18 protein-coding genes and 1 tRNA gene are annotated in these 25,629 nt (G+C 70.8%); 2 read left to right on the top strand and 17 right to left on the bottom strand.

Annotated features, from left to right (window positions below; genetic code table 11):
- Window positions 1–39: 39 nt before the first annotated feature.
- The 7 genes from DEI89_RS01305 to polA all read right to left on the bottom strand — a co-directional run bounded on the left by DEI89_RS01305 (window position 40) and on the right by polA (window position 10,733).
- Window positions 40–1,200, bottom strand: a complete 1,161-nt coding sequence (locus DEI89_RS01305) for an acyltransferase (protein WP_110902218.1) — start codon at window positions 1,198–1,200, stop codon at window positions 40–42.
- Window positions 1,197–2,780, bottom strand: a complete 1,584-nt coding sequence (locus DEI89_RS01300) for a class I adenylate-forming enzyme family protein (protein WP_181421448.1) — start codon at window positions 2,778–2,780, stop codon at window positions 1,197–1,199. The genes DEI89_RS01305 and DEI89_RS01300 overlap by 4 nt, the downstream gene beginning before the upstream one ends.
- 22 nt (window positions 2,781–2,802) lie before the next feature.
- The gene (locus tag DEI89_RS17530; protein ID WP_181421447.1) at window positions 2,803–3,879 is read right to left on the bottom strand and encodes a hypothetical protein; all 1,077 of its coding nucleotides are present in this window, start codon (window positions 3,877–3,879) and stop codon (window positions 2,803–2,805) included.
- A complete protein-coding gene (gene coaE, locus DEI89_RS01295; RefSeq protein ID WP_110902216.1) occupies window positions 3,876–4,478 on the bottom strand; it encodes a dephospho-CoA kinase in 603 nt (200 codons plus the stop codon). The genes DEI89_RS17530 and coaE overlap by 4 nt, the downstream gene beginning before the upstream one ends.
- Window positions 4,479–4,640: 162 nt before the next feature.
- Window positions 4,641–6,092, bottom strand: coding sequence for a 30S ribosomal protein S1 (gene rpsA / locus DEI89_RS01290; RefSeq protein WP_110902487.1), 1,452 nt, complete (start codon window positions 6,090–6,092; stop codon window positions 4,641–4,643).
- A gap of 175 nt (window positions 6,093–6,267) precedes the next feature.
- A complete protein-coding gene (locus DEI89_RS01285) occupies window positions 6,268–7,947 on the bottom strand; it encodes a DUF885 domain-containing protein (RefSeq protein WP_110902215.1) in 1,680 nt (559 codons plus the stop codon).
- A 113-nt stretch (window positions 7,948–8,060) separates the two neighbouring features.
- Window positions 8,061–10,733, bottom strand: a complete 2,673-nt coding sequence (gene polA, locus DEI89_RS01280; RefSeq protein WP_110902214.1) for a DNA polymerase I — start codon at window positions 10,731–10,733, stop codon at window positions 8,061–8,063.
- Between the two features lie 162 nt (window positions 10,734–10,895).
- On the opposite strand from polA, the gene DEI89_RS01275 reads away from it, so the two are divergent.
- The gene (locus tag DEI89_RS01275) at window positions 10,896–11,243 is read left to right on the top strand and encodes a PaaI family thioesterase (protein WP_110902486.1); all 348 of its coding nucleotides are present in this window, start codon (window positions 10,896–10,898) and stop codon (window positions 11,241–11,243) included.
- 56 nt (window positions 11,244–11,299) lie between these two features.
- Here the strand turns inward: DEI89_RS01275 and DEI89_RS01270 are convergent, their stop codons facing one another.
- The 3 genes from DEI89_RS01270 to DEI89_RS01260 all read right to left on the bottom strand — a co-directional run bounded on the left by DEI89_RS01270 (window position 11,300) and on the right by DEI89_RS01260 (window position 12,587).
- Window positions 11,300–11,770: a GNAT family N-acetyltransferase gene (locus DEI89_RS01270; protein WP_110902213.1), complete on the bottom strand. Its 471-nt coding sequence runs from the start codon at window positions 11,768–11,770 to the stop codon at window positions 11,300–11,302.
- Window positions 11,771–11,821: 51 nt separating this feature from the next.
- Entirely contained in the window at window positions 11,822–12,427 is a 606-nt protein-coding gene (locus DEI89_RS01265) for an ANTAR domain-containing response regulator (protein WP_110902212.1), read from the bottom strand.
- Window positions 12,428–12,507: 80 nt separating this feature from the next.
- A tRNA-Leu gene (locus DEI89_RS01260) sits at window positions 12,508–12,587 on the bottom strand.
- 126 nt (window positions 12,588–12,713) lie between these two features.
- Here DEI89_RS01260 and DEI89_RS01255 point away from each other — a divergent pair.
- Window positions 12,714–13,253, top strand: coding sequence for an HdeD family acid-resistance protein (locus DEI89_RS01255; protein WP_110902211.1), 540 nt, complete (start codon window positions 12,714–12,716; stop codon window positions 13,251–13,253).
- A gap of 27 nt (window positions 13,254–13,280) precedes the next feature.
- Here the strand turns inward: DEI89_RS01255 and DEI89_RS01250 are convergent, their stop codons facing one another.
- The 7 genes from DEI89_RS01250 to trpB all read right to left on the bottom strand — a co-directional run bounded on the left by DEI89_RS01250 (window position 13,281) and on the right by trpB (window position 25,607).
- A complete protein-coding gene (locus DEI89_RS01250; RefSeq protein WP_110902210.1) occupies window positions 13,281–14,450 on the bottom strand; it encodes a VIT1/CCC1 transporter family protein in 1,170 nt (389 codons plus the stop codon).
- A gap of 166 nt (window positions 14,451–14,616) precedes the next feature.
- Entirely contained in the window at window positions 14,617–16,062 is a 1,446-nt protein-coding gene (gene pyk / locus DEI89_RS01245) for a pyruvate kinase (protein ID WP_110902209.1), read from the bottom strand.
- A 97-nt stretch (window positions 16,063–16,159) separates the two neighbouring features.
- Entirely contained in the window at window positions 16,160–17,617 is a 1,458-nt protein-coding gene (locus DEI89_RS01240; protein WP_110902208.1) for a glutamate synthase subunit beta, read from the bottom strand.
- Window positions 17,618–17,694: 77 nt separating this feature from the next.
- Entirely contained in the window at window positions 17,695–22,212 is a 4,518-nt protein-coding gene (gene gltB, locus DEI89_RS01235) for a glutamate synthase large subunit (protein ID WP_110902485.1), read from the bottom strand.
- Between the two features lie 305 nt (window positions 22,213–22,517).
- Complete coding sequence (gene lgt / locus DEI89_RS01230; RefSeq protein WP_110902207.1) at window positions 22,518–23,507, bottom strand: prolipoprotein diacylglyceryl transferase; 990 nt, start codon at window positions 23,505–23,507, stop codon at window positions 22,518–22,520.
- A gap of 94 nt (window positions 23,508–23,601) precedes the next feature.
- The gene (gene trpA / locus DEI89_RS01225) at window positions 23,602–24,396 is read right to left on the bottom strand and encodes a tryptophan synthase subunit alpha (protein ID WP_110902206.1); all 795 of its coding nucleotides are present in this window, start codon (window positions 24,394–24,396) and stop codon (window positions 23,602–23,604) included.
- On the bottom strand, window positions 24,393–25,607 hold the full coding sequence (gene trpB / locus DEI89_RS01220) for a tryptophan synthase subunit beta (RefSeq protein WP_110902205.1): 1,215 nt from the start codon (window positions 25,605–25,607) through the stop codon (window positions 24,393–24,395). Before trpB ends, trpA begins: the two co-directional genes overlap by 4 nt.
- Window positions 25,608–25,629 lie beyond the last annotated feature (22 nt).

Raw genomic sequence — 25,629 nt, 5'->3', positions numbered from 1 at the left:
CCGGGAGGCCCGCGACCGTCCGTCCTGACCGGACCGCCGTCAGCCCCTCGCCCGTGCCCGGCGCGCCCGCGACGGCCGTCCGGTCAGCGGCACGCTGAGCGGCGTCCACCGGAACGCCTCGGTCACCGCGACCGACAGCACCAGCACGAGCACGTACGTGACGAGTGTCAGCCACGGCTTCGGCACCGCGCTCTCGAGCCAGCTGTCGCCGTACAGCAGGATCCAGATCATGAACGGGTGGCTGAGGAAGATCCCGAAGGACCGGTCCGATCCGTAGTCGACGACCCGCGCCAGCGCCGAGCCGGCCCGACGGCGGTCCGCCCAGGCCGCACCGATCGCCAGGAAGCCGACGAAGACCGCCGTGCTCCAGAGGACCTGGACGGGCTGCAGCGGGGTGCCGGCGGCGTACAGGGACTGGCCGAGCCCGACCTGCAGCCACCACACGCCCAGGGTGAGCGCCCCGGTGCCGGCGAAGGCCCAGAGGACGGCCCGCCGGTGCTCCCGGATGAACCGGAGGAACGGGTCCGCGTGGTCGGCCGCCACCGCCCCGGAGACGATGAAGAACACGTACGAGAAGAAGAACTGCTTCTGGTAGCCGTGCAACCAGTCGATGGAGTGCGGCCAGTACTTGTACGCGGCGAAGACGGCGAGCTGCAGCAGGAAGGCGACGACGAGCACGGCGACGTGGTGGCGCCGGGTGACCCGGACGAGCCAGATGATCACCGGCAGCAGCAGGTAGACCTGCATCGTCACGAGCAGGAAGTACAGGTGGTACCAGGACGTCCCGGTGACGATCCCCTCGGCGTACGTCGTCACCAGGGCCGGCACGTCACCCCGCGTCGTGGAGCTGAGGAGCCACGACGCGGTGACGTACACGGACGACCACGCCAGGTAGGGCACGCCGACGAGCAGGAACCGGCGTGGCCAGAACTGCGCCAGCGGGCGCGGGCGGAGCGACCAGCTGTAGACCAGCACGAACGCCGTGAGCGAGAAGAACACCAGGCGGGTGAAGTGCAGCAGGCCGAGCAGGGCGTTCAGTGGGACGTCGTCGGACGCGATGGTGTGGCTCGTGGTGTGCACGCCGATGACGCACGCGAAGGTGAGGATGCGGAGGACGTCGACCTCGTACAGGTGCCGCGGCTTGCCGGAGGCAGTCCGGGTGGGGGTCTGCACGCCCGGCGTGGTGGTGGCGGCGCTCACCGCGACTCGGTCATCGCTCGGACGCGGGCGCGCTGCACCTTGCCCGTCGGGGCCCGGGGCAGGTCGAGGACGACGGTGATCTCGGACGGACGACGGAACCGGGTCAGGGCGGACTCGGCGAGGGCCCGCAGGTCCTCGACGAGCCCGTCGGTGTCGGTGTCGGGCTGGGGGATGACGTACGCCACCGGCACCGCCCCGAGGACCTCGTCCGGCCGGCCGACGACGACTGCCTCGAGCACGCGCGGGTCCCGGAGCAGGACGTCCTCGACCTCGGACGGGTAGACCTTCTCACCGCCACGGTTGATGACGTCGTCGGACCGGCCGGCCAGCGAGACCCAGCCGTCGACGGCGATGGAGCCGAGGTCGCCCGTCGCGAGCCAGCCGTCAGCGTCGAACCGGTCGGCCGCCCGACCGCCGAGGTAGGAGCGCACGATGCCCGGACCGCGCACCCACAGGGCACCGACCTCGCCCGCGGGCAGGAGCGCGCCGTCCTCGCCGCGGACCTGGACCTCGGACCCGACGGGCAGCCCGACTGTGCCCGGTCGGGGCGGCGCGTCGAGCGGCGTGGCGGTGATCTGGCTGGCGCCCTCCGTCATCCCCCAGCTCACCACGAGCGGCAGGTCACCGAGCGCGGCCCGCACCGGGTCGGGCAGCGGCGCAGAGGCGCTCCGCACGAACCGCAGGCTCGCCGGCGGCCGCAGGGGGCCGGTCTTGGCGAGGACGGCCAGGACCGCGGGCACGGCGTTCAGCCACGTCACGCGGCGGGCCTCGAGCAGTTCCCAGAACCCGGTGCGTCGGAACCGGCGGTCGAGCACCAGGGTCGCCCCGGCGACCAGTGTCGCGAGGAGACCGACCACCTCGGCGTTGACGTGGAACAGCGGCAGCGAGTTGAACCCGCGGTCCCGCTCGGTCAGGCCGTTGTGCCGGGCGATCGCGTGCGCCACGAACCGGAGCTGCGACTCCGGCAGCTCGACGCCCTTCGGCGTCCCGGTCGAGCCGGAGGTGAACAGCACGACCGAGCCCTCGCCGGGGCCGTCGATGGGTGCGTCCGGCACGTCGCCGTCCCGGACCCCGACCGGGAGGCCCGTGGCCGCGTCCACCCGGGCCGACGGGGCTCCGGGGACACTCGCCGCTCCGGCCTCCGCACCAGGGTCAGGGTCTCGGTCCGACACGACCATCGCGGCCCCGCCCAGGAGCGCCGCCAGCCGAGCGGGTTCGGAGGCCGGCTGCCCGGTGTCGACGGGGACCGACCGACGGCCGGAGGCGACGGCCGCGAGGTGCACGGCGGCGAACGCGATCGGGTCCCCCACGTCGACGAGGACGCCGCCGGAGGGCGGGACGCCGATGGCGTCGAACGTCCGCGACCAGGCCGTCACGGCGGCGTCGAGACCGCCGTACGTCAGCGTCCGGTCGGAGCGGGCGTCCTCGAGGTAGACGTGGTCCGGGGTGCGCTCGGCGCGCTGCCGGATGAGCGCGGCCAGGGTCGTCGCGTCGCTGTGTCCGTCGATGTGTCCGTCGTCTGGCTCGTCGATGGTGACCGCCGTGCGGTCGGGGGTGGGGCGTTCGCCGTCGTGGTGCACCGCCTCATCGTATTTCCGCTGGCTATGACCGTCCGGAGGGAACGGCAGGAGTCGGGAACCGGTGCAGCATCCACTGCCAGATCCGGAGCATCCGCGGGTCGCCGTGCTCGTCGAGCGGGGTCGAGTCCTTGATGATCCGCGAGTGCGCCCAGCGCGGGTCGCCCACCGGCAGGTCGGTGAGGATCGCGTGCGGGTCGGCGGCGGGCGGCGGTGGCGCGGTGTCGGTCCGCCACGGGCCGTCGGTACCGGCCGGCCCCTCGGTCCCACGAGCGCCGTCGAGTCCCATCGCCGACCACGACCCGGTGATGCGCGGGCCGAACTCGTCGCGGACGTCGTCGAGCGCGTACATCCGGCTCGCCGGGGTCTGACCGGGGTGGTCCATCCACGCTGCGTGCACCGGGCCGACGGACTCCACCGGCGACGAGAACATCAGTGCACCGAGCACCGGCCGGATGTGGGCGATGTACGCGGCCTCGCCCCCGCCCTGTGAATGCCCGGCGACGACGATGTCCTGCCACCGGATGTCCTCGTCGGCCTGGACGAACCGCCCCCATCCCCCGGCGGGGTCGACGTCGTCGAGGTGTGCGACGGCGTCCCGGAACCGCGACACGATCGAGCCCGCCGGGCTGACGTCGCTGAACGTCGAACCGCGGGTGCCGTCGAACCGGTTCCGCTGCACCTGCCCGTAGCACCGCGCGTCGGCCTCGCACGTGCCGGACAGGGTCCTGCCGAGGTTCCAGTAGTCGAGCCCGAGCACGTGGTACCCGTCGTCCAGCGCCGTCGTGAGGAACCGCTGGTAGTCGGCCGGCTTCGCGCGGGTGGCCGGCAGGAAGAGCAGCAGCGGACCGTTCGGCGAGGTCCGGGCCGCGAAGTCGTCGCGGTTCGGGGCCAGGCGCTCCCCGTCGATCGCGCCGAGCCGGAAGCGGTGGAAGTCGCCGTGCGGTGCCTCGCCCGGCTCGAGCGTCCGGTGCGGTTGTCCGGGACGACCGCCCTCCGCCACACGCTGACCACCGAGGACGTTCGCCCCGACCAGCGCGGCGAGCCCCATGGCTACGAGGACGAGGACCGCCACGACGAGCAGCCGGTGGTGCGTCCTCATCGGACGAGGCGCGCCCATACCTCGTCGGCCGACCGGATCGTCTGCTCGAGCGTGCCGGTGGCGTCGACCACGTGGTCGGCCAGGGCGAGTCGGTCCGCGTCGGAGGCCTGTGCCGCCACTCGGCGTTCCGCGTCGTCGCGGCGCATCCCCCGGTGCTCGACCAGGCGCCCGATCCGCACCGCGGCAGGGGCGTCCACGACCACGACGGCGTCGAACCGCAGCGGCCGCGTCCCCTGTGCCTCGGCGAGGAGCGGCACGTCGTAGACGACGACGGCATCCGGGTCGGCTGCCTCGGCAGCGTCGAAGCGCTGCTGCGCCAGCCGCCAGACCTCCGGGTGGGTGATGGCCTCCAGGGCTTTGCGCGCCTCCGGGTCGGCGAACACGACGGCACCGAGCGCGGGACGGTCGAGGCTGCCGTCGGGGGCGATCACCGCGTCGCCGAAGCGTTCCCGCACCGCCTGCAACCCCGGGCTGCCGGGTGCCACGGCGTCCCGCGCGAGCCGGTCGGCATCGACCACGACCGCGCCGTGATCCGCGAACCGCCGGGAGACCGTCGACTTGCCCGCGGCGATGCCGCCCGTGAGTCCGATGATGCGCACGGGGACAGCGTCGCACGGCCTGCTCCACGAATGCTCCCAGCGACGCACGCCGAGCGCTCCGGCACGACGCCGAAGAGCCCGGCCCCGGCCGTCCCCGGGGGACGATCAGGACCGGGCTCCCGGTCGATGCGACGGATGATCAGCTCACCCGGTCACATCCGTTCAGCTGTTGCTGAGCTTCTCGCGCAGCGCGGCGAGGGACGCGTCGTCGGCGAGGGTGCCGGCTCCGGTCGTCTCGCTCGTGAACGTCGAAGCGGCGGCCGGGAGGTCGAAGCCACCCTGCGCCTCCTCGGTGAGGGACTTGGCGACCTGGGCCTTGTGGGCCTCCCAACGCGCCTGGGCGGCCGCGTACTGGCCCTCCCACTCGGTGCGCTGGGTGTCGTAGCCCTCGAGCCACTCGTTGGTCTCCGGGTCGAAGCCCTCGGGGTACTTGTAGTCACCCTTGTCGTCGTACTCGGTCGGCATGCCGTAGAGCGCCGGGTCGAACTCGGTGCTCTCCGGGTCGACGCCCTCGTTGGCCTGCTTGAGGCTGAGCGAGATGCGGCGACGGTCGAGGTCGATGTCGATGATCTTGACGAACACCTCGTCGCCCACGGACACGACCTGCTCGGCGAGCTCGACGTGCTTGTTCGAGAGCTCCGAGATGTGCACCAGGCCCTCGATGCCGTCCGCGACACGGACGAAGGCACCGAACGGCACGAGCTTCGTGACCTTGCCCGGCGCGATCTGACCGATCGCGTGGGTGCGGGCGAAGACCTGCCACGGGTCTTCCTGCGTGGCCTTGAGCGAGAGCGACACGCGCTCGCGGTCCAGGTCCACCTCGAGGATCTCGACGGTGACTTCCTGACCGACCTCGACGACCTCGCTGGCGTGCTCGATGTGCTTCCAGCTGAGCTCGGAGACGTGGACGAGACCGTCGACACCACCGAGGTCGACGAACGCACCGAAGTTGACGATCGACGAGACGACGCCCTTGCGGACCTGGCCCTTGTGGAGGTTGTTCAGGAAGGTGGTGCGCGACTCGGACTGCGTCTGCTCGAGCAGGGCGCGACGCGAGAGGACCACGTTGTTGCGGTTCTTGTCGAGTTCGAGGATCTTCGCCTCGAGCTCCTGACCGAGGTACGGCGTCAGGTCGCGGACACGGCGGAGCTCGATGAGCGATGCCGGGAGGAAGCCGCGGAGGCCGATGTCGACGATCAGACCGCCCTTGACGACCTCGATGACCGTGCCGGTCACGACGCCGTCGGACTCCTTGATCTTCTCGACGTCGCCCCATGCACGCTCGTACTGTGCACGCTTCTTCGACAGGATCAGGCGGCCTTCCTTGTCCTCCTTCTGGAGGACCAGGGCCTCGACCTCGTCACCGACGTTGACGACCTCGTTGGGGTCGACGTCGTGCTTGATCGAGAGCTCGCGCGAGGGGATGACACCCTCGGTCTTGTAACCGACGTCGAGGAGGACCTCGTCGCGGTCGATCTTCACGACGGTGCCGGAGATGAGGTCTCCGTCGTTGAAGAACTTCAGGGTCTTCTCGACCTCGGCCAGGAAGTCATCAGCCGAGCCGATGTCGTTGATGGCGACCTGCTTGGGAGCCTTGGTCGTGGTGGTTGTCATGTAGAGATTGCTCCGAACGGACATGAGTCGGGCCGTGGCGGCGAGGGAGCGACCCCCGGTCCGCGTGCCGGTCGAGCGACCGGTGCGAGCCACCATGGCGATGAGTGTTGTTGGCGCGGATTGCGCCGCACAAGTCTATCCAGCAGGCGGGACGCCCACAACCGGGCGTGTCCGCTCAGCCGACCAGCGCACTCCGCAGGGTGTCGAGGCCGACGCCGCCGAGCGCGAGGGCGCGGTGGTGGAAGGCCTTGAGGTCGAACGACGAACCCTCACGGGCCGCCACGTCGTCGCGGATCGACTCCCAGACGCGCTGCCCGACCTTGTACGACGGCGCCTGTCCCGGCCACCCGAAGTACCGCGCCACCTCGAACTGCACGAACGCCGGGTCCATGTTGACGTTCCGCCCCATGAAGTCGAGGGCGTACTCCCACGTCCAACCGCCGCCGTCCGGGTTGGTCTTCTGCAGGTGCACGCCGATGTCGAGCACCACGCGGGCGGCCCGCATCCGCTGCCCGTCGAGCATGCCCAGGCGGTCGCCGTCGTCGTCCAGGAACCCGAGCTGCTCCATGAGCCGCTCGGCGTACAGCGCCCAGCCCTCGACGTGGCCGGACGGCCCGGCGAGCTGCCGACGCCAGGTGTTGAGCTCGCCGCGGTTGTAGACCGCCTGGCTGATCTGCAGGTGGTGGCCCGGGACACCCTCGTGGTAGACGGTGGTCTTCTCGCGCCAGGTGCCGAACTCGGTGACACCCTGCGGGACGGACCACCACATGCGGCCGGCACGCGAGAAGTCGTCGGACGGGCCGGTGTAGTAGATCCCGCCCTCCTGCGTCGGGGCGATCCGGCACTCCAGGCGCTTGATCGGGTCCGCGATGTCGAAGTAGCGACCGTCCATCGCCCGGATCGACTCGTCGCTGGTCTCCTGCATCCAGGCCCGGAGCGCATCGGTGCCGTGCAGCACCCGCGCCGGGTCAGCGTCCAGGACCTCGATCGCGCGGGCGACACTCGCACCGGACTCGATGCGGTCGGCGATGCGCTCCTGCTCGTCGCGCATCCGGGCGAGCTCCTCGATGCCCCACTCGTACGTCTCGTCGAGGTCGACGACGGCGCCGAGGAACCGGCGGGAGTGCAGCGTGTAGTCGTCCCGGCCGACGGCGTCCACCGGGGTCGAGAGCGGCAGCACGTCGTGCTCCAGGAACGCACCGAAGGACCGGTAGGCGGCCGCGGCGACCTCGGCTCCCCGGGTCAACTCGGCGCGCAACCGGTCGGGGACGGGAGCGCCGCCCTCGAGCACGGCACCGTCGGCGAGCTGCCGGAAGAACCCGTCGGGCGCGCCGTTGCGGGCGGCCTGCTCCGCGATGAGCTCGACCTGGCGCTTCGCCGCGGTGACGCCCTCGCGCGTGCCCTCCAGCAGGGTCTCGCGGTAGCCCTCCAGCGCGTCGGGCAGCGACTGCAGGCGGCCGGCGACGTCCTGCCAGTCCTCCGCCGTCGCGGTCGGCATCAGGTCGAAGACGTCACGGAGCGACTGCGCCGGGCTCTGGATGACGTTGAGGTCGCGCAGGTGCAGCTTCCGCTCGTACGACTCGACGGTCAGGTCGAGCTCGGCACCGAGGTCGGTCTTCGTCACACGGTCGACGTCGTCGCGAGCGTCGGCGGCATCGAGCGCGCGGCGTGCCGTGCGAGCGGCGTCGGCGAGGGCCGCAGCACCGGCCGGCGAGGTGTCGCCGTACCCGTCGGTGCGACCCGGCACACCGATGTACGTGGCGACGGTCGGGTCGAGGTCCACGAGCGTGGTGACCCACTGCTCGGCGACCTGGTCGACGGCGGACGGCTGACGGACGGGACGGTCATCGCTCATGTCCCAGACACTACCCACCAGCCCGACCCTACCCACCAGCACGGAGTGAGCGGCGGGACGGACGGGAGGCGCGCCTCCCGTCCGTCCCGCCGCTCACCCGGGTGCGATCGCGCTCAGTGCGCCGCCGCCGCCCAGTTCGTGCCGAGCCCGACCGACACGTCGAGCGGGACGGTCAGTTCGGCTGCGCCGCCCATGCGGGTGCGGAGGATCTCCTCGACCCGGTCCTGCTCCCCCGGCGCGATCTCGAGGATCAGTTCGTCGTGCACCTGCAGCAGCAGTCTCGAACCGAGGCCACCGTCGCGCAGGTCCGCGTCGACACCGAGCATCGCGATCTTCATGATGTCCGCCGCGGACCCCTGGATCGGAGCGTTCAGCGCCGCGCGCTCGGCGTTCTCGCGGAGCACCCGGTTCGGGCTCTTCAGGTCCGGGAACGGACGGCGGCGACCGAAGATCGTCTCGGTGTAGCCGTCTTCGCGGGCCTGCTCCACGACGTTCCGGAGGTAGTCGCGCACCGCGCCGAAGCGGGCGAAGTACTCCGTCATCAGCGTGCGGGCTTCACTCTGCTCGATGCGGAGCTGCTTCGACAGGCCGAAGGCGCTGAGGCCGTACGCCAGGCCGTAGGACATCGCCTTGACCTTGGTGCGCATCTCCGGGCTGACGTCGGACGGCTCCACGCCGAAGACCCGGGCGCCGACGAAGCGGTGCAGGTCCTCGCCCTCGTTGAACGCCTGGATGAGTCCCGCGTCTCCCGACAGGTGGGCCATGATCCGCATCTCGATCTGCGAGTAGTCCGCGGTGAGGAGCGTCGTGTACGGCTCGGCGACCGCGAAGGCCGACCGGATCCGGCGACCGACGGCGGTCTTCACCGGGATGTTCTGCAGGTTCGGGTCGGTGGAGGACACGCGCCCGGTGCTCGTGCCGGTCTGCTCGTACCGGGTGTGGATGCGGCCGTCGACCACGGCGGCGTCGAGGGTGTCGACGATCTGGCGGAGCTTCGTCGCGTCGCGGTGCTGCAGCAGCAGGCCGAGGAACGGGTGCGGGTGCTGCTCCTGCAGGTCGGTGAGGCTCGCGGCGTCGGTCGAGAAGCCCGTCTTGGTCTTGCGGGTCTTCGGCATCGCGAGCTCGGTGAACAGGACCTCCTGCAGCTGCTTCGGCGACCCGAGGTTGACCTCGTGCCCGATCTCGGCGAAGGCCTGCTGGGCGAGGTCCGCGGCGCGCTCCCCGAGCTCGTGCGAGAGCCCGGTGAGCACCGGGCGGTCGATGCCGACACCGGTGGTCTCCATGCGCGCGAGCACGGACGTCAGCGGCAGCTCGATGTCGTCGAGCACCGTGAGCGAACCCGGGTCGACGCGGGAGCGGAGTGCCGTGGTGACCCGGAGGACGTACCAGGCGTGCACCCCGACGTTCACCGGGTCGGTCTCCGGCACGAGCTGGTTCGGGTCCGCCGTCGGCAGTTCCTCACCGAGCTCCTGGTAGACGAGGTCGGCCAGGGGCTGACCCTGCTTGCCCGGGTTCGCCAGCCATCCGGTGATGCGGGCGTCGCCGGCGATGCCCGCGACGGTGAAGCCTGCCGTCCCGAGCGCCTTGATCGCGGCCTTGGCGTCGTGGAAGTGCTTCGGGGCGTCCGAGGCGAACCACGCGGCGAGCTGTTCGTAGTCCTGCGCCCCGCTGCCACCGGGGACCAGGACGGCGTCGTCGTGGGTGGCGATGCCGATCGCGCTGAGACGACCGTCGATGACCTCGACCGCGACGCCGAAACCGTTCTCGGCGTCCGCGGCGTTCTTCCGCTCGAGCCAGTAGCCGAGTTCCTCGTCGATCAGGGTCTTGACCGGGGGCGGTGTCGGCCCGGCGTCCTCGACGCTGCCGTCGGTCGTCGACGGTTCGGTCGGTTCGCCGCTGCCGACGACCTTGAACACCCGGTCGAGCAGGGTCCGGAACTGCAGCGTGGCGAAGAGCTCGCGCACCGCGGCTTCGTCGAGCGGGCGGAGGGCGACGTCCGCCGGGCCGACCGGCAGTTCGACGTCGGTGACGAGGCGGTTCAACCGACGGTTCCGGATCGCCCGGTCACGCTGCTCGCGGAGGTTGTTGCCGACGACCCCCTTGATCTCGTCGGCGTGTTCGAGCACCCCGTCGAGCGAGCCGTACTGCGTGACCCACTTCACCGCGGTCTTCTCGCCGACCTTGTCGATACCGATCAGGTTGTCGCTGGTCTCCCCCACCAGGGCCGCGATGTCCGGGTACTGGTGCGGCTCGATGCCGTACCGCTCGTAGACCTTGTCGCGGTCGTAGCGCGTGAGTTCGGACACACCGCGGACCGACGGGTACAGCAGTGTGACGTCGTCGTTCACGAGCTGGATCGAGTCGCGGTCGCCGGACACCACGTAGACCTGGAATCCCTGGTCAGCACCCTGCTTGGAGAGGGTCGCGAGGATGTCGTCCGCCTCGAAGTCCTCCTTCGTGACGGTCGTGATGCCCATCGCCTCGAGCGCCTGCTGCAGGAGCGGGATCTGGCCCTTGAACTCGGCCGGGGTCTCCGACCGGGTGCCCTTGTACTCGGCGTACTCGCGCGTGCGGAACGAGAACCGGGAGATGTCGAACGCGACCGCCAGGTGCGTCGGCTTCTCGCGCTGCAGCAGCATGAGCAGCATCGAGATGAACCCGTGGATGGCGTTCGTGTGCTGCCCCTCGCGGTTCACGAAGCTGTCGACCGGCAGGGCGTAGAAGGCCCGGAAGGCGAGCGAGTGGCCGTCGATGACCATGAGGGTAGGCTTTGCGGAGTCCGACACCCGGACAGCCTACCGACGGCCCCCGACAGGGTGCGGCCGCGGTCCGGGCGGAACGACCACGCGGAAGGCCGACGCGACGTGACCGACGAACAGACCGTCCGGGGATCCGACGAGGGCGTCGCGGAGTACCTCGCGCGCGGCGCCGGGCAGCTCGCCGAGAAGATGGGCATGGAGTTCACCGAGCTCTCCGCCGAGCGGTCGGTCGCCAGCATCCCCGTCGAGGGCAACCGACAACCCGCGGGCCTGCTGCACGGTGGCGCCTACGTCGTCCTGGCCGAGAGCCTCGGGTCGATGGCGGCGAACATCCACGCCGGTGCCGGTCGCTACGCGGTCGGCATCGAGCTCAGCGCGTCGCACACGCGGAGCGCGACGAGCGGCCGGGTCACCGGCACCTGCACCGCGATCCACCTCGGCGGCACGCTCACCACGCACGAGGTCGTCCTGACCGACGACGAGGGCCGGCGCTGCTCGACCGTGCGCATCACGAACATCATCCGCGACGCCCGCTGACGCTCGGGTGGGCCTCGGGCGCTGCACCTCGAGCTCCGGAGCTGGTCCGCCAGGGCTCAGGCCTCTGGCGGACGCTGCAGCAGGAGCGGGGTGTCCCCGAACCCGAGCCGCCGGTAGAGCGTCTCGCCGTCGACGCTCGAGTGCACCGACGTCCGCTCCACCCCGGCGTCGTCGGCGAGCTCCAGCAGTGCCGTGACCAGTCGTCTCGCGACACCCCGGCCGCGCAGGTCCGGGTGCACGTAGACGGTCTGCACGTCACCGGTCACCCGACGCTCCGGTCGGTCCGGCGTCGGCGGTCGCTCCGTCAGGGCCAGCCAGCCCATCCCGAGCACGACGCCGTCCCGCTCCGCGACCACGCACCGGTGGCTGTCCGGGTGCGCGGCCGCGAAGGCCGTCGTCGCGTCGCGGTACCGCGCGGCCGACACCGCGGGCGTCGCACAACCCTCGTCGACGCTCCACCGCCAGCGCAGGTCGGCCACCGTCGGCAGGTCGGCCGGTCGGGAGGCCCGGATCACCACGTCGTCCATGCCCTCACCCTGCCACGTGGCACGGCGGAACCGGCATGTCCGCGCCGACGCCTACTTCTTCGCGCTGAGCTGCTCGATGATCGCCTTGGCGACGTCGTGCATGGTCAGCCGGCGGTCCATCGACGCCTTCTGGATCCAACGGAACGCCTCGGGCTCGGTCAGGCCCATCTTCTCGTTGAGCAGGCCCTTGGCCCGGTCCACGAGCTTGCGGGTCTCGAAGCGCTCGACGAGGTCCGCGACCTCTGCCTCGAGCGTGATGATCTGCTGGTAGCGCGAGAGGGCGATCTCGATCGCGGGGAGCAGGTCGTTCGGGGTGAAGGGCTTCACGACGTACGCCAGCGCGCCGGCTTCGGTCGCTCGCTCGACGAGCTCCTTCTGGCTGAACGCCGTGAGGAGGACGACCGGAGCGATGTGGTTCTTCGACAGCCGCTCAGCTGCGGAGATGCCGTCGAGCTGCGGCATCTTGACGTCCATGATGACGAGGTCGGGGCGCAGGTCGGTCGCGAGCTGCACCGCGGTCTCGCCGTCGCCGGCTTCACCGACCACGTCGAACCCGTTGTCGCGCAGGATCTCGACGATGTCGAGGCGGATGAGCGACTCGTCCTCGGCGACGACGACGCGACGGGGTGCGGCTGCGGTTGCTTCTGTGTCACTCACGACGGAGAGCCTACTAGACGCTCGATCCGACCGCGGCAACCCGCCCGACGGAGCTCCGGTACTCGGAGCTCCGGTACTTGTACGAGTGGCGGGACTCGAACCCGCACGCCAGAGGCAGAGCATTTTGAGTGCCCCGTGTCTACCATTCCACCACACTCGCGAGCCGTGCCAGCGTAGCAGTCGCGCCCGCCGACGCAGGTTCCGGCCAGGCCCCGGCACACCGCGACGCGGGTGGCCCGGTCACGGTACGGTCGGAGGTCCGGCTGACCTGTCAGGGAGGAGCCCCGTGGACTCTCGTGCCGTCCGCACGTTCCGCGCGTTCGTCGTCGTCACCGCGGTCGTCGCGATGATCGCCGGCGTCGTCGCCGTCGTCTGGCCGCGACCGACGCTCGTGCTCGTCGCGCTGCTGTTCGGGGTCTACCTGGTCGTCGCGGGGGCGATGCGGGTGTTCGCCGCGGCGCGCGGGTACGGCACGCCGGCCGTGTGGCGCTGGACCTCGGGCGTGGTCGGCACCCTCGTCGGCATCGCCGGGCTCGTCACGCTCCTCGACCCCGCGGTGCCGCTCGTCGTGTACGCGGTCCTGGCCGGGGTCGGCTTCCTGGTCGAGGGCGTCGCGGCGCTCGTCGGGGCCCTCGTCGGGCACCCCGGCTCCTCGCGGGCGCCGACCGTCGTGAGCGGTGTGCTCTCGGTGCTCTGCGGTGCCGCCGTGTTGCTCGCACCCACGACAGCACTCGAGGTGTTCACGGTCCTGGCCGGCATCGCGCTCGTCGGGGTCGGCAGCGCGGCGCTGCTCCTCCTGCCGGCCCGCGCGGCCGCCCGCCGTTGACCGGCCGCTGACGGCCGCTGACGGCCGCTAGCCGCTGCTCGTCCCGAACAGCAGACCGAGCAGGTACGTCACGGCGGCGGCGCCGAAGCCGATGCCGAGCTGCCGCAGGGCGCGCCGCAGTGGCGAAGCACCACTCAGCACACCCACCACCGCGCCGGTGCCGAGCAGGGCGAGGCCGACCAGGGCTGCCGCCAGGCCGATTGCGGGCCAGCCCTCGAGCCCGAACAGGTAGGGCAGCACCGGGATCACCGCACCCGACGCGAAGAAGCAGAAGCTCGAGAGCGCCGCGCTCGTCCCGGTGCCGATCGCCTCGTGGTCGTCCCCGTCTTCGGTGACGCTCGGTCGGGGCAGGGCCGACCGCGACCGGACGACGGGCACGCCGCCCGTGGTCGGGGCGACGAGCAGCGAGGCGATGACCTCGTCGGCGTGCGCGGCCGCCTCGTCCTCGCTCATCCCCCGCGCCCGGTACACCAGCGCCAGTTCGTTCACGTCGACGTCCAGGTCCGCGACCGCGTGCTGCGCCTCCGGGTGCGGTGCCGAGGCTTCGAGCAGCTCCCGCTGCGACCGCACCGACACGTACTCCCCCGCGCCCATCGACAGCGCCCCGGCGAGCAGGCCGGCGATGCCGCTGAGCAGGACGAAGTGCCGGTCCGCTCCGGAGGCACTGATGCCGATGATGAGCGCCAGGTTCGACACGAGGCCGTCGTTCGCCCCGAAGACCGCGGCGCGGAACGTCCCCGACAGACGCATCCGGCCACGGTTCGCGAGCCCCCGCACCACTTCGCCGTGGATCCGCTCGTCGGCGGCCATCGTCGCGGTGGCGTCGGCGTCGTCCGCGTACGGCGAGCGGTCCTCGGCCCGCTGCATGAGTGCGAGGACGAACACCGACCCGAACCGCTTCGCCAGGGCGGCGAGGACACGGGTCCGCAGGCTGCCTGCGAGCGGACGGCCGACGTCGTCGCCGAGCAGGTCGCGCCAGTGCTGTTCGTGTCGGCCCTCGGCCTCGGCGAGGGCTGTCAGGATCTCGCGCTCCTCGCCGATCCGCCGCGTGGCCAGGTTCCGGTAGACGGCCGCCTCGGCACGCTCGTCCGCCAGGTAGCGGCGCCACCGCTGCACGTCGGGGCGGGAGCGCGTCGGGCCGTCGGACGGTGCGCTGTCCGACGGTGGGCGGTCGGACTGGAGGCTCGGGTCACCCATGCGACGCTCCTCGCGTTCTCGGTCAGTCGGGACGGGACCACGCTACCGACGCGGCCGGCGTCGAGGACGCACCACGGGCCTCCCGGCCACCTGACCAGCCGAGCGGCACACGACGCGAGGCCGCCACCCGGTCCGGGTGACGGCCTCTCGTCGGATCGGTCCGGGTTCAGTCGCGGACGTACGCCGGCGCGGCCTCGGCGTGCGCGTCTCCGACGCGGTGCACCCGGAGGTCGTTCGTCGAGCCCTCGAGTCCGGGAGGGGAACCCGCCGTGACGATGACACGGTCGCCGGGGATGGCGAGACCGTTGCCGATGAGGACGTCGTCGACCTGCGAGAAGAGCTCGTCGGTGTGCGTCTTCCGGTCGACGAGGAAGGAGCGCACGCCCCAGGTCAGCGCCAGGCGGCGACGGGTCGCCTCGTTCGGCGTGAACGCGATGATCGGCAGGCCGTGGCGGAGGCGCGACATGCGACGCGCGGAGTCACCCGACTCGGTGAACACGCAGAGGTACGACGCCTCGGTGAACTCGGCGATCTCGACGGCCGCGAGGGTGATCGCACCACCGAGGGTGCGCGGCTTGGTCCCGAGGGGCGCGATGCGCTCCAGGCCGTGGTCCTCGGTCGACTCGACGATGCGGGCCATCGTGCGGACCGTCTCGACCGGGTACTCGCCGACACTGGTCTCGCCGGAGAGCATGACCGCGTCGGCACCGTCGAGGACGGCGTTCGCGACGTCGGAGGTCTCGGCGCGGGTCGGGATCGGGGACGAGATCATCGACTCGAGCATCTGCGTCGCGACGATGACCGGCTTCGCCATCCGGCGGGACAGCTCGACCGCGCGCTTCTGCACGATCGGGACCGCCTCGAGCGGCAGCTCGACGCCGAGGTCACCCCGGGCGACCATGATGCTGTCGAAGGCGTCGATGATCTCCTCGAGCGCGTCGACGGCCTGGGGCTTCTCGACCTTCGCGATCACGGGGAGACGCTTGCCCTCTTCGTCCATGATCTCGTGGGCGCGCACGACGTCCGAGGCGTTCCGGACGAACGAGAGCGCGATGAGGTCGGCGCCCTGGCGGATGCCCCAGCGCAGGTCGGCCTCGTCCTTCTCGCTCAGTGCGGGGACGTTCACCGCCACCCCGGGCAGGTTGATGCCCTTGTTGTTCGAGACGGTGCCGCCGACGACGACCTCGGTACGGACGCGCACGCCGTCGGTGTCGAGGACGCGCAGGCGGACCCGACCGTCGTCGATGAGCAGCGGGTCGCCGGGCTTGACGTCCTGCGGCAGGCCCTTGAAGGTCGTGCCACAGACGTCCTTCGTGCCGGGGACGTCCTCGGTCGTGATGGTGAACTCGTCGCCGACGGCCAGCTCGTGCGGGCCGTCCGCGAACTTCGCGAGACGGATCTTCGGACCCTGCAGGTCGACGAGGATCGCGACCGGCTTGCCGAGCTCCTCGGCGGCACGACGGACGTTCTCGTAGTTGGCCTCGTGCACGCTGTAGTCACCGTGGCTGAGGTTCAGGCGGGCCACGTCGACCCCGGCCTGGATGATCTGCTTGACGACCTCGTAGTCGGCGGTTGCAGGTCCGAGCGTCGAAACGATCTTTGCGCGTCTCAATGGATTCCTTCGTGTGGTGGTGTGGCTTCGGGAACGACGAGAGGCCACCAGCACCCTATCGAGTGCGGGTGGCCTCTCGTCTACGGGGAGGGGACCATCAGACCGAGATCGCCCGGTCCGTCGCTTTGACCGGGGACGGCAGGATCGTCGAACCCTCGAGGTACTCGTCGACCTTCGCGGCAGCGGCGCGGCCCTCGGCGATCGCCCAGACGATCAGGGACTGACCGCGACCGGCGTCACCGGCGACGAACACCCCCGGCTCGTTGGTCGTGTAGTCGGCCTGACGGGCGACCACGCCGGAGACGCTCGTCGGCAGGCCCAGCTGCGGCTCGATCGTGTCGGTCTCGGGACCGGTGAAGCCCAGCGCGATGAGCACCAGGTCCGCCGGGATCTCCCGCTCGGTACCGGCCTTGGGGACGCGACGTCCGTCGAGGTACTCGGTCTCGGCCACGCGGAGTGCGCGGACCTCGCCGGCCTCGTTCGGCAGGAACTCCACCGTCGAGGCGAGGAACTGTCGCTCCCCGCCCTCCTCGTGCGCGCTCGTGACCTCGAACACGGTCGCGAACATCGGCCAGGGCTGCTCCGACGGACGCTCCAGCGGCGGCTGCTTGCCGATCGCCAGGTTCGTGACACTGAGCGCTCCCTGCCGGTGTGCGGTGCCGATGCAGTCCGCGCCGGTGTCACCGCCACCGATCACGACGACGTGCTTGCCCTCGGCCGTGATCTGGTTGTCGACGACCGTGCCGGCGTTGGCCCGGTTCTGCTGGACGAGGTAGTCCATGGCGAAGTGCACGCCGGAGAGGTCGCGTCCCGGGATCGGCAGGTCACGCGGCACGGTGGCGCCGGTCGCGACGACGACCGCGTCGTAGCGGGACTTCAGGTCGTCCCACGTGATGTCCCGGCCGATCTCGACACCGGCGCGGAAGCGCGTGCCCTCGGCCTGCATCTGGGCGAGGCGGGCGTCGATCTGCCGCTTCTCCATCTTGAAGTCGGGGATCCCGTAGCGGAGGAGACCACCGATGCGGTCGTCACGCTCGTAGACGGCGACGGTGTGGCCGGCACGGGTCAGCTGCTGCGCGGCGGCGAGGCCGGCAGGGCCGGACCCGACGACCGCGACGGTCTTGCCCGTCAGGCGCTCCGGCGGGTGCGGGGTGACCCACCCCTTCTGGTACGCCTCGTCGATGATCGAGACCTCGACCTGCTTGATCGTCACCGGCGGTTGGTTGATCCCCAGCACGCAGGACGACTCGCACGGGGCCGGGCAGAGCCGACCGGTGAACTCGGGGAAGTTGTTCGTCGCGTGGAGCCGCTCGATGGCCTGACGGCCCTCGCCGCGCCACATGAGGTCGTTCCACTCCGGGATCAGGTTGCCGAGCGGGCAGCCCTGGTGACAGAACGGCACGCCGCAGTCCATGCAGCGGCCAGCCTGTCGCTTCAGCGCGCCGGACTCCTGCTGCTCGTAGACCTCTTTCCAGTCCATCAGCCGGACGGGCACGGGGCGGCGGGGCGGCAGTTCACGTTCCTGGACCTTCAGGAACCCCTTGGGGTCAGCCACGGGTCACCTCCTGGGTGAGGGTGCGGGTCGAGCGGGTGCGGGTCGAGCGGATGGCGGGGTCGCCGATGTGGATGTCGTCAGCCACCGGTGACCTCCAGGATGCGGTTCCAGACGACGGTGCCGTCCGGGTCGAGGCCCTCGTCGACGGCCTGACGACGCGTCTCGAGCACGGCCGCGTAGTCACGCGGCAGCACCTTGACGAACTCGGAGAGGTCGCCGGAGTCGAGCAGCCCCGCAGCGATCGTCGAACCGGTCTCGTCGGCGTGCCGTCGGAGCAGGTCGGTGACGATCTCGACGTCGGCGCTGTCGAGCGGCTCCAGCCGGAGCTCCCCCGAGGCCAGCGCGTCGGTGTTGACGAGTTCGCGACGGAGGCCGCGGACGTACGCCGTGCCTCCGGACATGCCGGCACCGAGGTTCCGGCCGGTCTCGCCGAGGATGAGCGCGAGGCCGCCGGTCATGTACTCGAGCGCGTGGTCGCCCACACCCTCGACCACCGCGGTCGCACCCGAGTTGCGGACCAGGAAGCGCTCGCCCACGATGCCGCGGATGAACATGCTGCCCTGGGTCGCGCCGTAGCCGATGACGTTGCCGGCGATGACGTTCTCCGCCGGGTCGAACCCGGCGTCCTCGGCCGGACGGACGACGATCTCGCCGCCGGACAGCCCCTTGCCGACGTAGTCGTTGCTGTCGCCGACCAGGCGGAGCGTGATGCCGGCCGGCATGAACGCGCCGAGCGACTGTCCGGCCGACCCGCGGAGGGTGATGTCGATCGAGCCGGTCGGCAGCCCGTTCTCGCCGTGGCGCAGCGTGACCTCGTGGCCGAGCATCGTGCCGACCGCGCGCTCCGTGTTGCGGATCGGCAGGTCGAGCGACAGCGTGCCGCCGTGCTCGAGCACGTCGGACGCCTCGGCGATGAGCCGGACGTCGAAGTGCTGCTCGAGTTCGTGGTCCTGGGCGCGGCGACGGCTGCGCGGCTCGTCGGGGGCGAACTCCGGTCCCTTGAGCACGGGCCCGAGGTCGAGACCCGACGCCTTCCAGTGCTCGACCGCACGGTCCACGTCGAGGGCGTCGGCGTGACCGATCGCCTCGTCGAGGCTCCGGAACCCGAGCTCGGCGAGGAGCTCGCGGACCTCCTGTGCGACGAACTCGAAGAAGTTCACGACGAACTCCGGCTTGCCGGAGAAGCGCTTGCGGAGCTCCGGGTTCTGCGTGGCGACGCCCACCGGGCAGGTGTCGAGGTGGCAGACGCGCATCAGGATGCATCCCTCGACGACCAACGGAGCGGTCGCGAAGCCGTACTCCTCGGCGCCGAGCAGTGCGGCCACGACGACGTCGCGCCCGGTCTTCATCTGCCCGTCGACCTGCACCGTGACGCGGTCGCGCATGCCGTTGAGCATGAGCGTCTGCTGCGTCTCAGCGAGACCGATCTCCCACGGGGTGCCGGCGTGCTTCAGTGAGTTCAGCGGGCTGGCGCCGGTGCCGCCGTCGTGGCCCGAGACGAGCACGACGTCGGCCAGGGCCTTCGTCACGCCGGCCGCGACCGCACCGATGCCGGACTGGCTGACGAGCTTGACGTGCACGCGCGCCGAGGGGTTGGCCCGCTTCACGTCGAAGATCAGCTGCTTGAGGTCCTCGATCGAGTAGATGTCGTGGTGCGGCGGCGGCGAGATGAGGCCGACACCGGCGGTCGCGTGCCGGGTCCGGGCGACCCACGGGTACACCTTCTGCGGGGGCAGCTGGCCGCCCTCGCCGGGCTTGGCACCCTGCGCCATCTTCAGCTGGATGTCGGTGGCGTGCGTGAGGTACATGCTCGTCACGCCGAACCGGCCGGAGGCGACCTGCTTGATCGCGCTGCGGCGCTCCGGGTCGAGCAGGCGCTCGACGTCCTCGCCGCCCTCTCCGGTGTTCGACCGTGCGCCGAGACGGTTCATCGCGATCGCGAGCGTCTCGTGCGCCTCCTGCGAGATCGACCCGTAGGACATCGCACCGGTGTTGAACCGTTTGACGATCTCTGCGATCGGCTCGACCTCGTCGAGGGGCACCGGGGTGCGGTCGCCCGTGGTGAAGCCGAACAGGCCGCGCAGCGTCATCAGCTGTTCGGACTGGTCGTCGACCGCCTTCGAGTACTCGCGGAACACGTCGTACCGGCGGGCACGGGTCGCGTGCTGCAGGCGGAAGACGGTGTCCGGGTTGAACAGGTGCGGCGGTCCTTCGCGGCGCCACTGGTACTCGCCGCCGGTCTGCAGGCGCTCGTGTGAGAGCACCGCACCGTCCTGCGGGTACGCCTGCGCGTGCCGCTCGGCGTTCTCCGCCGCGATCACGTCGACATCGACACCGCCGAGGATCGACGAGGTCCCGGTGAAGTACCGGTCGACGAACTCCTGGCTGAGGCCGACCGCCTCGAACGCCTGGGCACCGGCGTAGCTGGACACCGTCGAGATGCCCATCTTCGACATGATCTTCAGGACGCCCTTGCCCAGCGCCTTGATGACGTTCTTGACGGCCTGCTCCGGCGTGAGACCGGTGATCATTCCCGACCGTACGAGGTTCTCGCAGGTCTCCATGGCGAGGTACGGGTTGATCGCCGAGGCGCCGTACCCGATCAGGGTCGCCACGTGGTGCACCTCGCGCACGTCGCCGGCCTCGACGATCAGGCCGACCTTCATGCGCTGCTCGGTGCGGATCAGGTGGTGGTGCACCGCGGCGAGCAGCAGGAGGCTCGGGATCGGCGCACTCTCGGCGTTGCCGTCGCGGTCCGAGAGCACGATGAACTGCTTGCCCGACTCGATGGCCGCGTCGACCTCGTCACAGACGGCCTGGAGGCGCTGCTCCATCGCCGTCTCGCCGGCGTCGACCCGGTAGAGCCCGCGGATCGTCACGGTGAGGTGCCGGCCCGAGGCCGTCTCGAAGTGCTGGATCTTCGCCAACTCGTCGTTGTCGATCACCGGGAAGTCGAGCACGATCTGCTTCGCGTGCTCGGGCCCGGCGCTCAGCAGGTTGCGCTCGGGACCGAGCCCGAGGCCCATCGACGTGATGACCTGCTCACGGATCGAGTCGAGCGGCGGGTTCGTGACCTGTGCGAACTGCTGCGTGAAGTAGTCGAAGAGCAGGCGCGGACGCTGCGACAGCACTGCGATCGGTGTGTCGGAGCCCATCGCGCCGAGCGGCTCCGCCCCGGTCTGCGCCATCGGACGCAGCAGGATGCGGACCTCTTCCTCGGTGTAGCCGAAGGCACGCTGACGACGGGTCACCGACGCCGGGGTGTGCACGATGTGCTCGCGGTCCGGCAGGTCGTTGAGGTTGATGCGCCCGGACTCGAGCCACTCGGCCCAGGGGCCGGACGTCGCCAGGTCGTGCTTGACCTCGTCGTCCTCGATGATGCGGCCGTTCTCGGTGTCGACCAGGAACATCCGGCCCGGACGCAGACGGCCCTTCCGGACGACCTTCGAGGCGGGCACGTCGATGACGCCCGTCTCGCTGCCCATCACGATGAGGCCGTCGTCGGTGACCAGGAACCGTCCCGGACGCAGGCCGTTGCGGTCGAGCGTGGCGCCGACGAGCGTGCCGTCGGTGAAGGTGATCGCCGCCGGGCCGTCCCACGGCTCCATGAGCATCGAGTGGTACTCGTAGAACGCCCGGAGCTCGGGGTCCATGTCGGTCTGGTTCTCCCAGGCCTCCGGCACCATCATCGACATCGCGTGCGGCAGGGACCGGCCGGTCAGCGTGAGGAGTTCGAGGACCTCGTCGAACGAGGCCGAGTCACTCGCCCCCGGGCTGACGATCGGCAGCAGCGGGCCCATGTCGCCGAGCAGTTCGCTCTCGAGTTGCGACTGGCGGGCGCGCATCCAGTTGCGGTTGCCGCGCACGGTGTTGATCTCGCCGTTGTGCGCGAGCGAACGGAACGGCTGGGCGAGCGGCCACGACGGGAAGGTGTTCGTGGAGTACCGCGAGTGCACGATCGCCAGACGGGACGCGAAGCGCTCGTCGCTGAGGTCGGGGTAGAACGGCTCGAGCTGGAGCGTCGTGACCATGCCCTTGTAGACCATGGTGCGGCTCGACAGCGACATGAAGTAGAGCTCGCTGCCCTGCTCCGCACGCTTGCGCAGGCGGAACGCCTGGCGGTCGAGTTCGATGCCGGAGCGCAGTGCACCCTGCTCGTCGTGGTGGGTGGACGCGACGAAGACCTGCTCGAAGGCGGGCATGGCGGCGCGGGCGAGGGTGCCGAGCACCTCGGGACGGACCGGCACCTCGCGCCAGCCGAGGACGCGGAGCCCCTCGGCAGTGGCGAGCTGCTCGACCGTGGCCTTCACGTCGGCACGGGCGTCGGCGTCGAGCGGCAGGTAGGCCGTGCCGACGGCGTACTGACCGGTGTCCGGCAGGTCGAAGTCGACGACGTCGCGGAGGAAGGCGTCGGGAACCTGGCAGAGGATGCCCGCGCCGTCACCGGTACCGGCGTCCGAGCCGACGGCACCGCGGTGCTCGAGGTTGCGGAGCGCACCGAGGGCGGCGTCGACGATGTCGTGCCCGGCCGTCCCGCGGAGCGTCGCGACCATGGCCAGGCCACAGGCGTCCTTCTCGTTCGCCGGGTCGTACATGCCGGCGGCATCGGGGATCGCGGAGAACCGTCGGTGCGGCGAGCGGAGCCCGGTCCGTGACGACGGGTCGTTCGCGCCGTTCGGGACTGCAGAGGGCTGGGGTGGCAGGAGCGCCATGGGGAACCGTCCTCACGAGGAAGTGGAACAGGGACAGCGATGGCCCGGTGGTGCGTTCCGCCCGAGCGGGCGGGACTGGTGCCCGTGCTCGCCGTCAGGCTGTGCCCTGACGGCGTGCGAGGAGTGGAGTCCGCTTGTGGCGGACGGCAAGCGCGGTGTGGTGCTGCGTTCGGGAGAGGCTGGGGACCTCAGTGTCGGTCGGCGACGACGGCGACCGGCTCCGGATCGGCGACACCGGTCGTGGTGTCGTGCTCCGAGTAGGTGTCGTCCGAGTCTACATCGGACTTCGAGCGCGGCTCGCGACCCGGCAGGTACGGGCTCGGTTCCTTGCCGACGTGTCGTCGGGACTGGATCGCGAAGATGATGATGCCGAGCAGGATCGCGGCGAAGGACATCCAGACGTTGGTGCGGATGCCGGCGAAGGTCTCGCTCGTGTCGACGCGGATGGACTCGAGCACCGACCGGCCGACGCCGTACCAGATCAGGTAGAGCGCCATGACGCGGCCCCACTGCAGGCGGAGCCGGCGGTCGATGAGCAGGATCAGCACGGCGCCCACGACGTTCCAGATGATCTCGTAGAGGAACGTGGGGTGGAACAGCACGCCTTCCGGCAGCCCCTTCGGGTAGGCCGGGTTCGTCGCTTCGATCTGCAGACCCCACGGCAGGTTCGTCGGCATGCCGAAGAGCTCGTGGTTGAAGTAGTTGCCGAGACGACCCGCGGCCTGGGCGAGCAGCACACCGGGAGCGGCGGCGTCGATGAAGGCCGAGAAGCGGAGGCCCGCCATGCGGCAGCCGATCCACGCGCCGACCGACCCGAGGATCAGCGCGCCGAAGATGGCGAGACCGCCCTCCCAGATGTAGAAGATCGAGAGCGGGTCGATGCCGGGACCGAAGTAGTCGCTGACGTGGGTGAAGACGTGGAACAGGCGACCGCCGATGATGCCGGCCGGCACCGCCCAGATCGCGATGTCGATGATGATCCACCGCTCGGCACCACGGGCGTTGAGCCGGCTGTTCGTGAGCAGCACGCAGATGACGATCCCGATGAGGATGCAGATCGCGTACGCGTGGATCCGGAAGTCGAGCGGCAGGGTCAGACCGGACACGCTGTGCAGCCAGGCGGTGAGGTCGAAGTACTGCCAGGCCGTGCTCGGGCTCGGGATGCTCAGGAGGGGCATGTGCGACTGTCGCCTTTCACGTGTGGAGCTGGGCAGTCGATGGGGCTGGCCCCTTGCCCTGCGGGCTGGTCGGCCCGGATCACTGTAGCGCGGGTCAGCGCCGCGCTGCGCCGGACGACAGGTCGGCGGCGCGGTCCGCGACCCCGGTCACGCCGAGGTCGGCGAGTGCACGGACGAACGCCGAGCCGATGATGGCACCGTCCGCGTACTCGAGCACCTCGGCGACCTGGTCGGCGGTGGAGATGCCGAGACCGACGCAGGTGCGCTGGACGCCGGCGTCCCGCAGGCGGGAGACCACCGTGCGGGCGGCGGTGTCGACGCCCAGCCGGGCGCCGGTGACGCCCATGGTCGAGACGGCGTAGACGAACCCACGGCTGCGGTCCACGGCCTGGCGCATCCGGACGTCCGTCGAGGACGGTGCCGCGAGGAACACCCGGTCGAGACCGGTGCGCTCGGACGCGTCGATCCACTGCTGGCCCTCGTCCGGGATCAGGTCCGGCGTGATCAGGCCGGCGGCACCCGCTGTGACCAGGTCGTCGGCGAAGCGGTCGACGCCGTAGCGCAGGACCGGGTTCCAGTAGGTCATCACCAGGACCGGCACGTCGACCCGCTCGGTGATCGCGTTGACGGCGTCGAACACCTGCGCGACCTTGAAGCCGTTGGCCAGGCTCTCCTCCGCGGCGCGCTGGATCACCGGGCCGTCCATCACCGGGTCGGAGTACGGCAGACCCAGCTCGATGACGTCGACGCCGTTCTCGGCGAGGGCGACCGCCGCGTCCACGCTCGTCTGCAGGTCCGGGTAGCCGGCGGGCAGGTAGCCGATGACGGCTCCGGCTCGCTCGGCGTTCGCGCGGTCGATGGTCGCGGCGACGGTCTTGTTCGTGCTCACGACTGCACCGCTGTCTCGTCGAGGATGCCGAAGTAGCGGCTGGCCGAAGCCACGTCCTTGTCGCCGCGGCCGGAGAGGTTCACGAGGATGACGCCCTCGGGTCCGAGTTCCTTGCCGAGCTTCATCGCCCCGGCGAGGGCGTGCGAGGACTCGATCGCGGGGATGATGCCCTCGGTCCGGCTCATCAGCCGGAAGGCCTCCATCGCCTCGGTGTCGGTGATCGGCTCGTACTGCGCACGGCCGATCGACGCCAGGTACGCGTGCTCCGGACCGACGCTCGGGTAGTCGAGCCCGGCCGAGATGCTGTGGCTCTCGATGGTCTGGCCGTCCTCGTCCTGCATCAGGTACGACTTCGCGCCCTGCAGCACGCCTTCGCGCCCCAGGGTGATGCTGGCGGCGTGGCGACCGGTCTCGACACCGTCGCCGCCCGCTTCGAACCCGTGCAGCCGGACCGATTCGTCGTCGAGGAACGCCTCGAAGATGCCCATGGCGTTCGACCCGCCGCCGACGCACGCGGCGACGGCGTCGGGCAGGCGACCGACGCGGTCCAGGACCTGCTGCCGAGCCTCTTCACCGATCACCTTGTGGAACTGGCGCACCATCTCCGGGAAGGGGTGCGGACCGGCGACCGTGCCGAGGAGGTAGTGCGTGGAGTCGACGTTGGCGACCCAGTCGCGGAGGGCGTCGTTGATGGCGTCCTTCAGCGTGCGCGATCCGGTCTCCACCGGGATGACCTCGGCGCCGAGCAGGCGCATCCGGGCGACGTTGAGGGCCTGTCGCTCGGTGTCGACGGCGCCCATGTACACGACGCAGTCCATCCCGAACAGGGCCGCCGCCGTCGCGGTGGCGACGCCGTGCTGGCCGGCACCGGTCTCCGCGATCAGCCGCGTCTTGCCGAGCCGGCGGGCGACGAGCGCCTGACCGAGCACGTTGTTGATCTTGTGCGACCCGGTGTGGTTGAGGTCCTCGCGCTTGAGGATGATCCGGGCACCACCGGCGTGCTTCGCGAACCGCGGCACCTCGGTGATGATCGACGGCCGTCCGGTGTAGTCGCGCTGGAGGGTGTCGAGTTCCTCGCGGAAGGACGGGTCCGCCCAGGCCGAACGGAACGCGGTCTCGAGTTCGTCGAGCGCCAGCACGAGCGACTCGGGGACGAACCGCCCACCGAAGTCGCCGAAGTAGGGGCCTTGCAGGTCACGGAGTGAGGTCACGGTGGTGCTCCTGGGTGTCCGG

The sequence above is a fragment of the Curtobacterium sp. MCBD17_030 genome (assembly GCF_003224255.1).
Lineage (GTDB): Bacteria > Actinomycetota > Actinomycetes > Actinomycetales > Microbacteriaceae > Curtobacterium.
The sequence above is the reverse complement of the archived record's forward strand: the minus strand, read 5'-3'. Positions and strand labels throughout refer to the sequence as shown.

Coding starts and splice junctions, on each gene's coding strand:
- DEI89_RS17530 (WP_181421447.1), bottom strand. CDS start 3,879: ATGAGGACGCACCACCGGCTGCTCGTCGTGGCGGTCCTCGTCCTCGTA.
- rpsA (WP_110902487.1), bottom strand. CDS start 6,092: ATGACAACCACCACGACCAAGGCTCCCAAGCAGGTCGCCATCAACGAC.
- DEI89_RS01285 (WP_110902215.1), bottom strand. CDS start 7,947: ATGAGCGATGACCGTCCCGTCCGTCAGCCGTCCGCCGTCGACCAGGTC.
- DEI89_RS01275 (WP_110902486.1), top strand. CDS start 10,896: ATGGGCATGGAGTTCACCGAGCTCTCCGCCGAGCGGTCGGTCGCCAGC.
- DEI89_RS01270 (WP_110902213.1), bottom strand. CDS start 11,770: ATGGACGACGTGGTGATCCGGGCCTCCCGACCGGCCGACCTGCCGACG.
- DEI89_RS01250 (WP_110902210.1), bottom strand. CDS start 14,450: ATGGGTGACCCGAGCCTCCAGTCCGACCGCCCACCGTCGGACAGCGCA.
- gltB (WP_110902485.1), bottom strand. CDS start 22,212: ATGTACGACCCGGCGAACGAGAAGGACGCCTGTGGCCTGGCCATGGTC.
- lgt (WP_110902207.1), bottom strand. CDS start 23,507: ATGCCCCTCCTGAGCATCCCGAGCCCGAGCACGGCCTGGCAGTACTTC.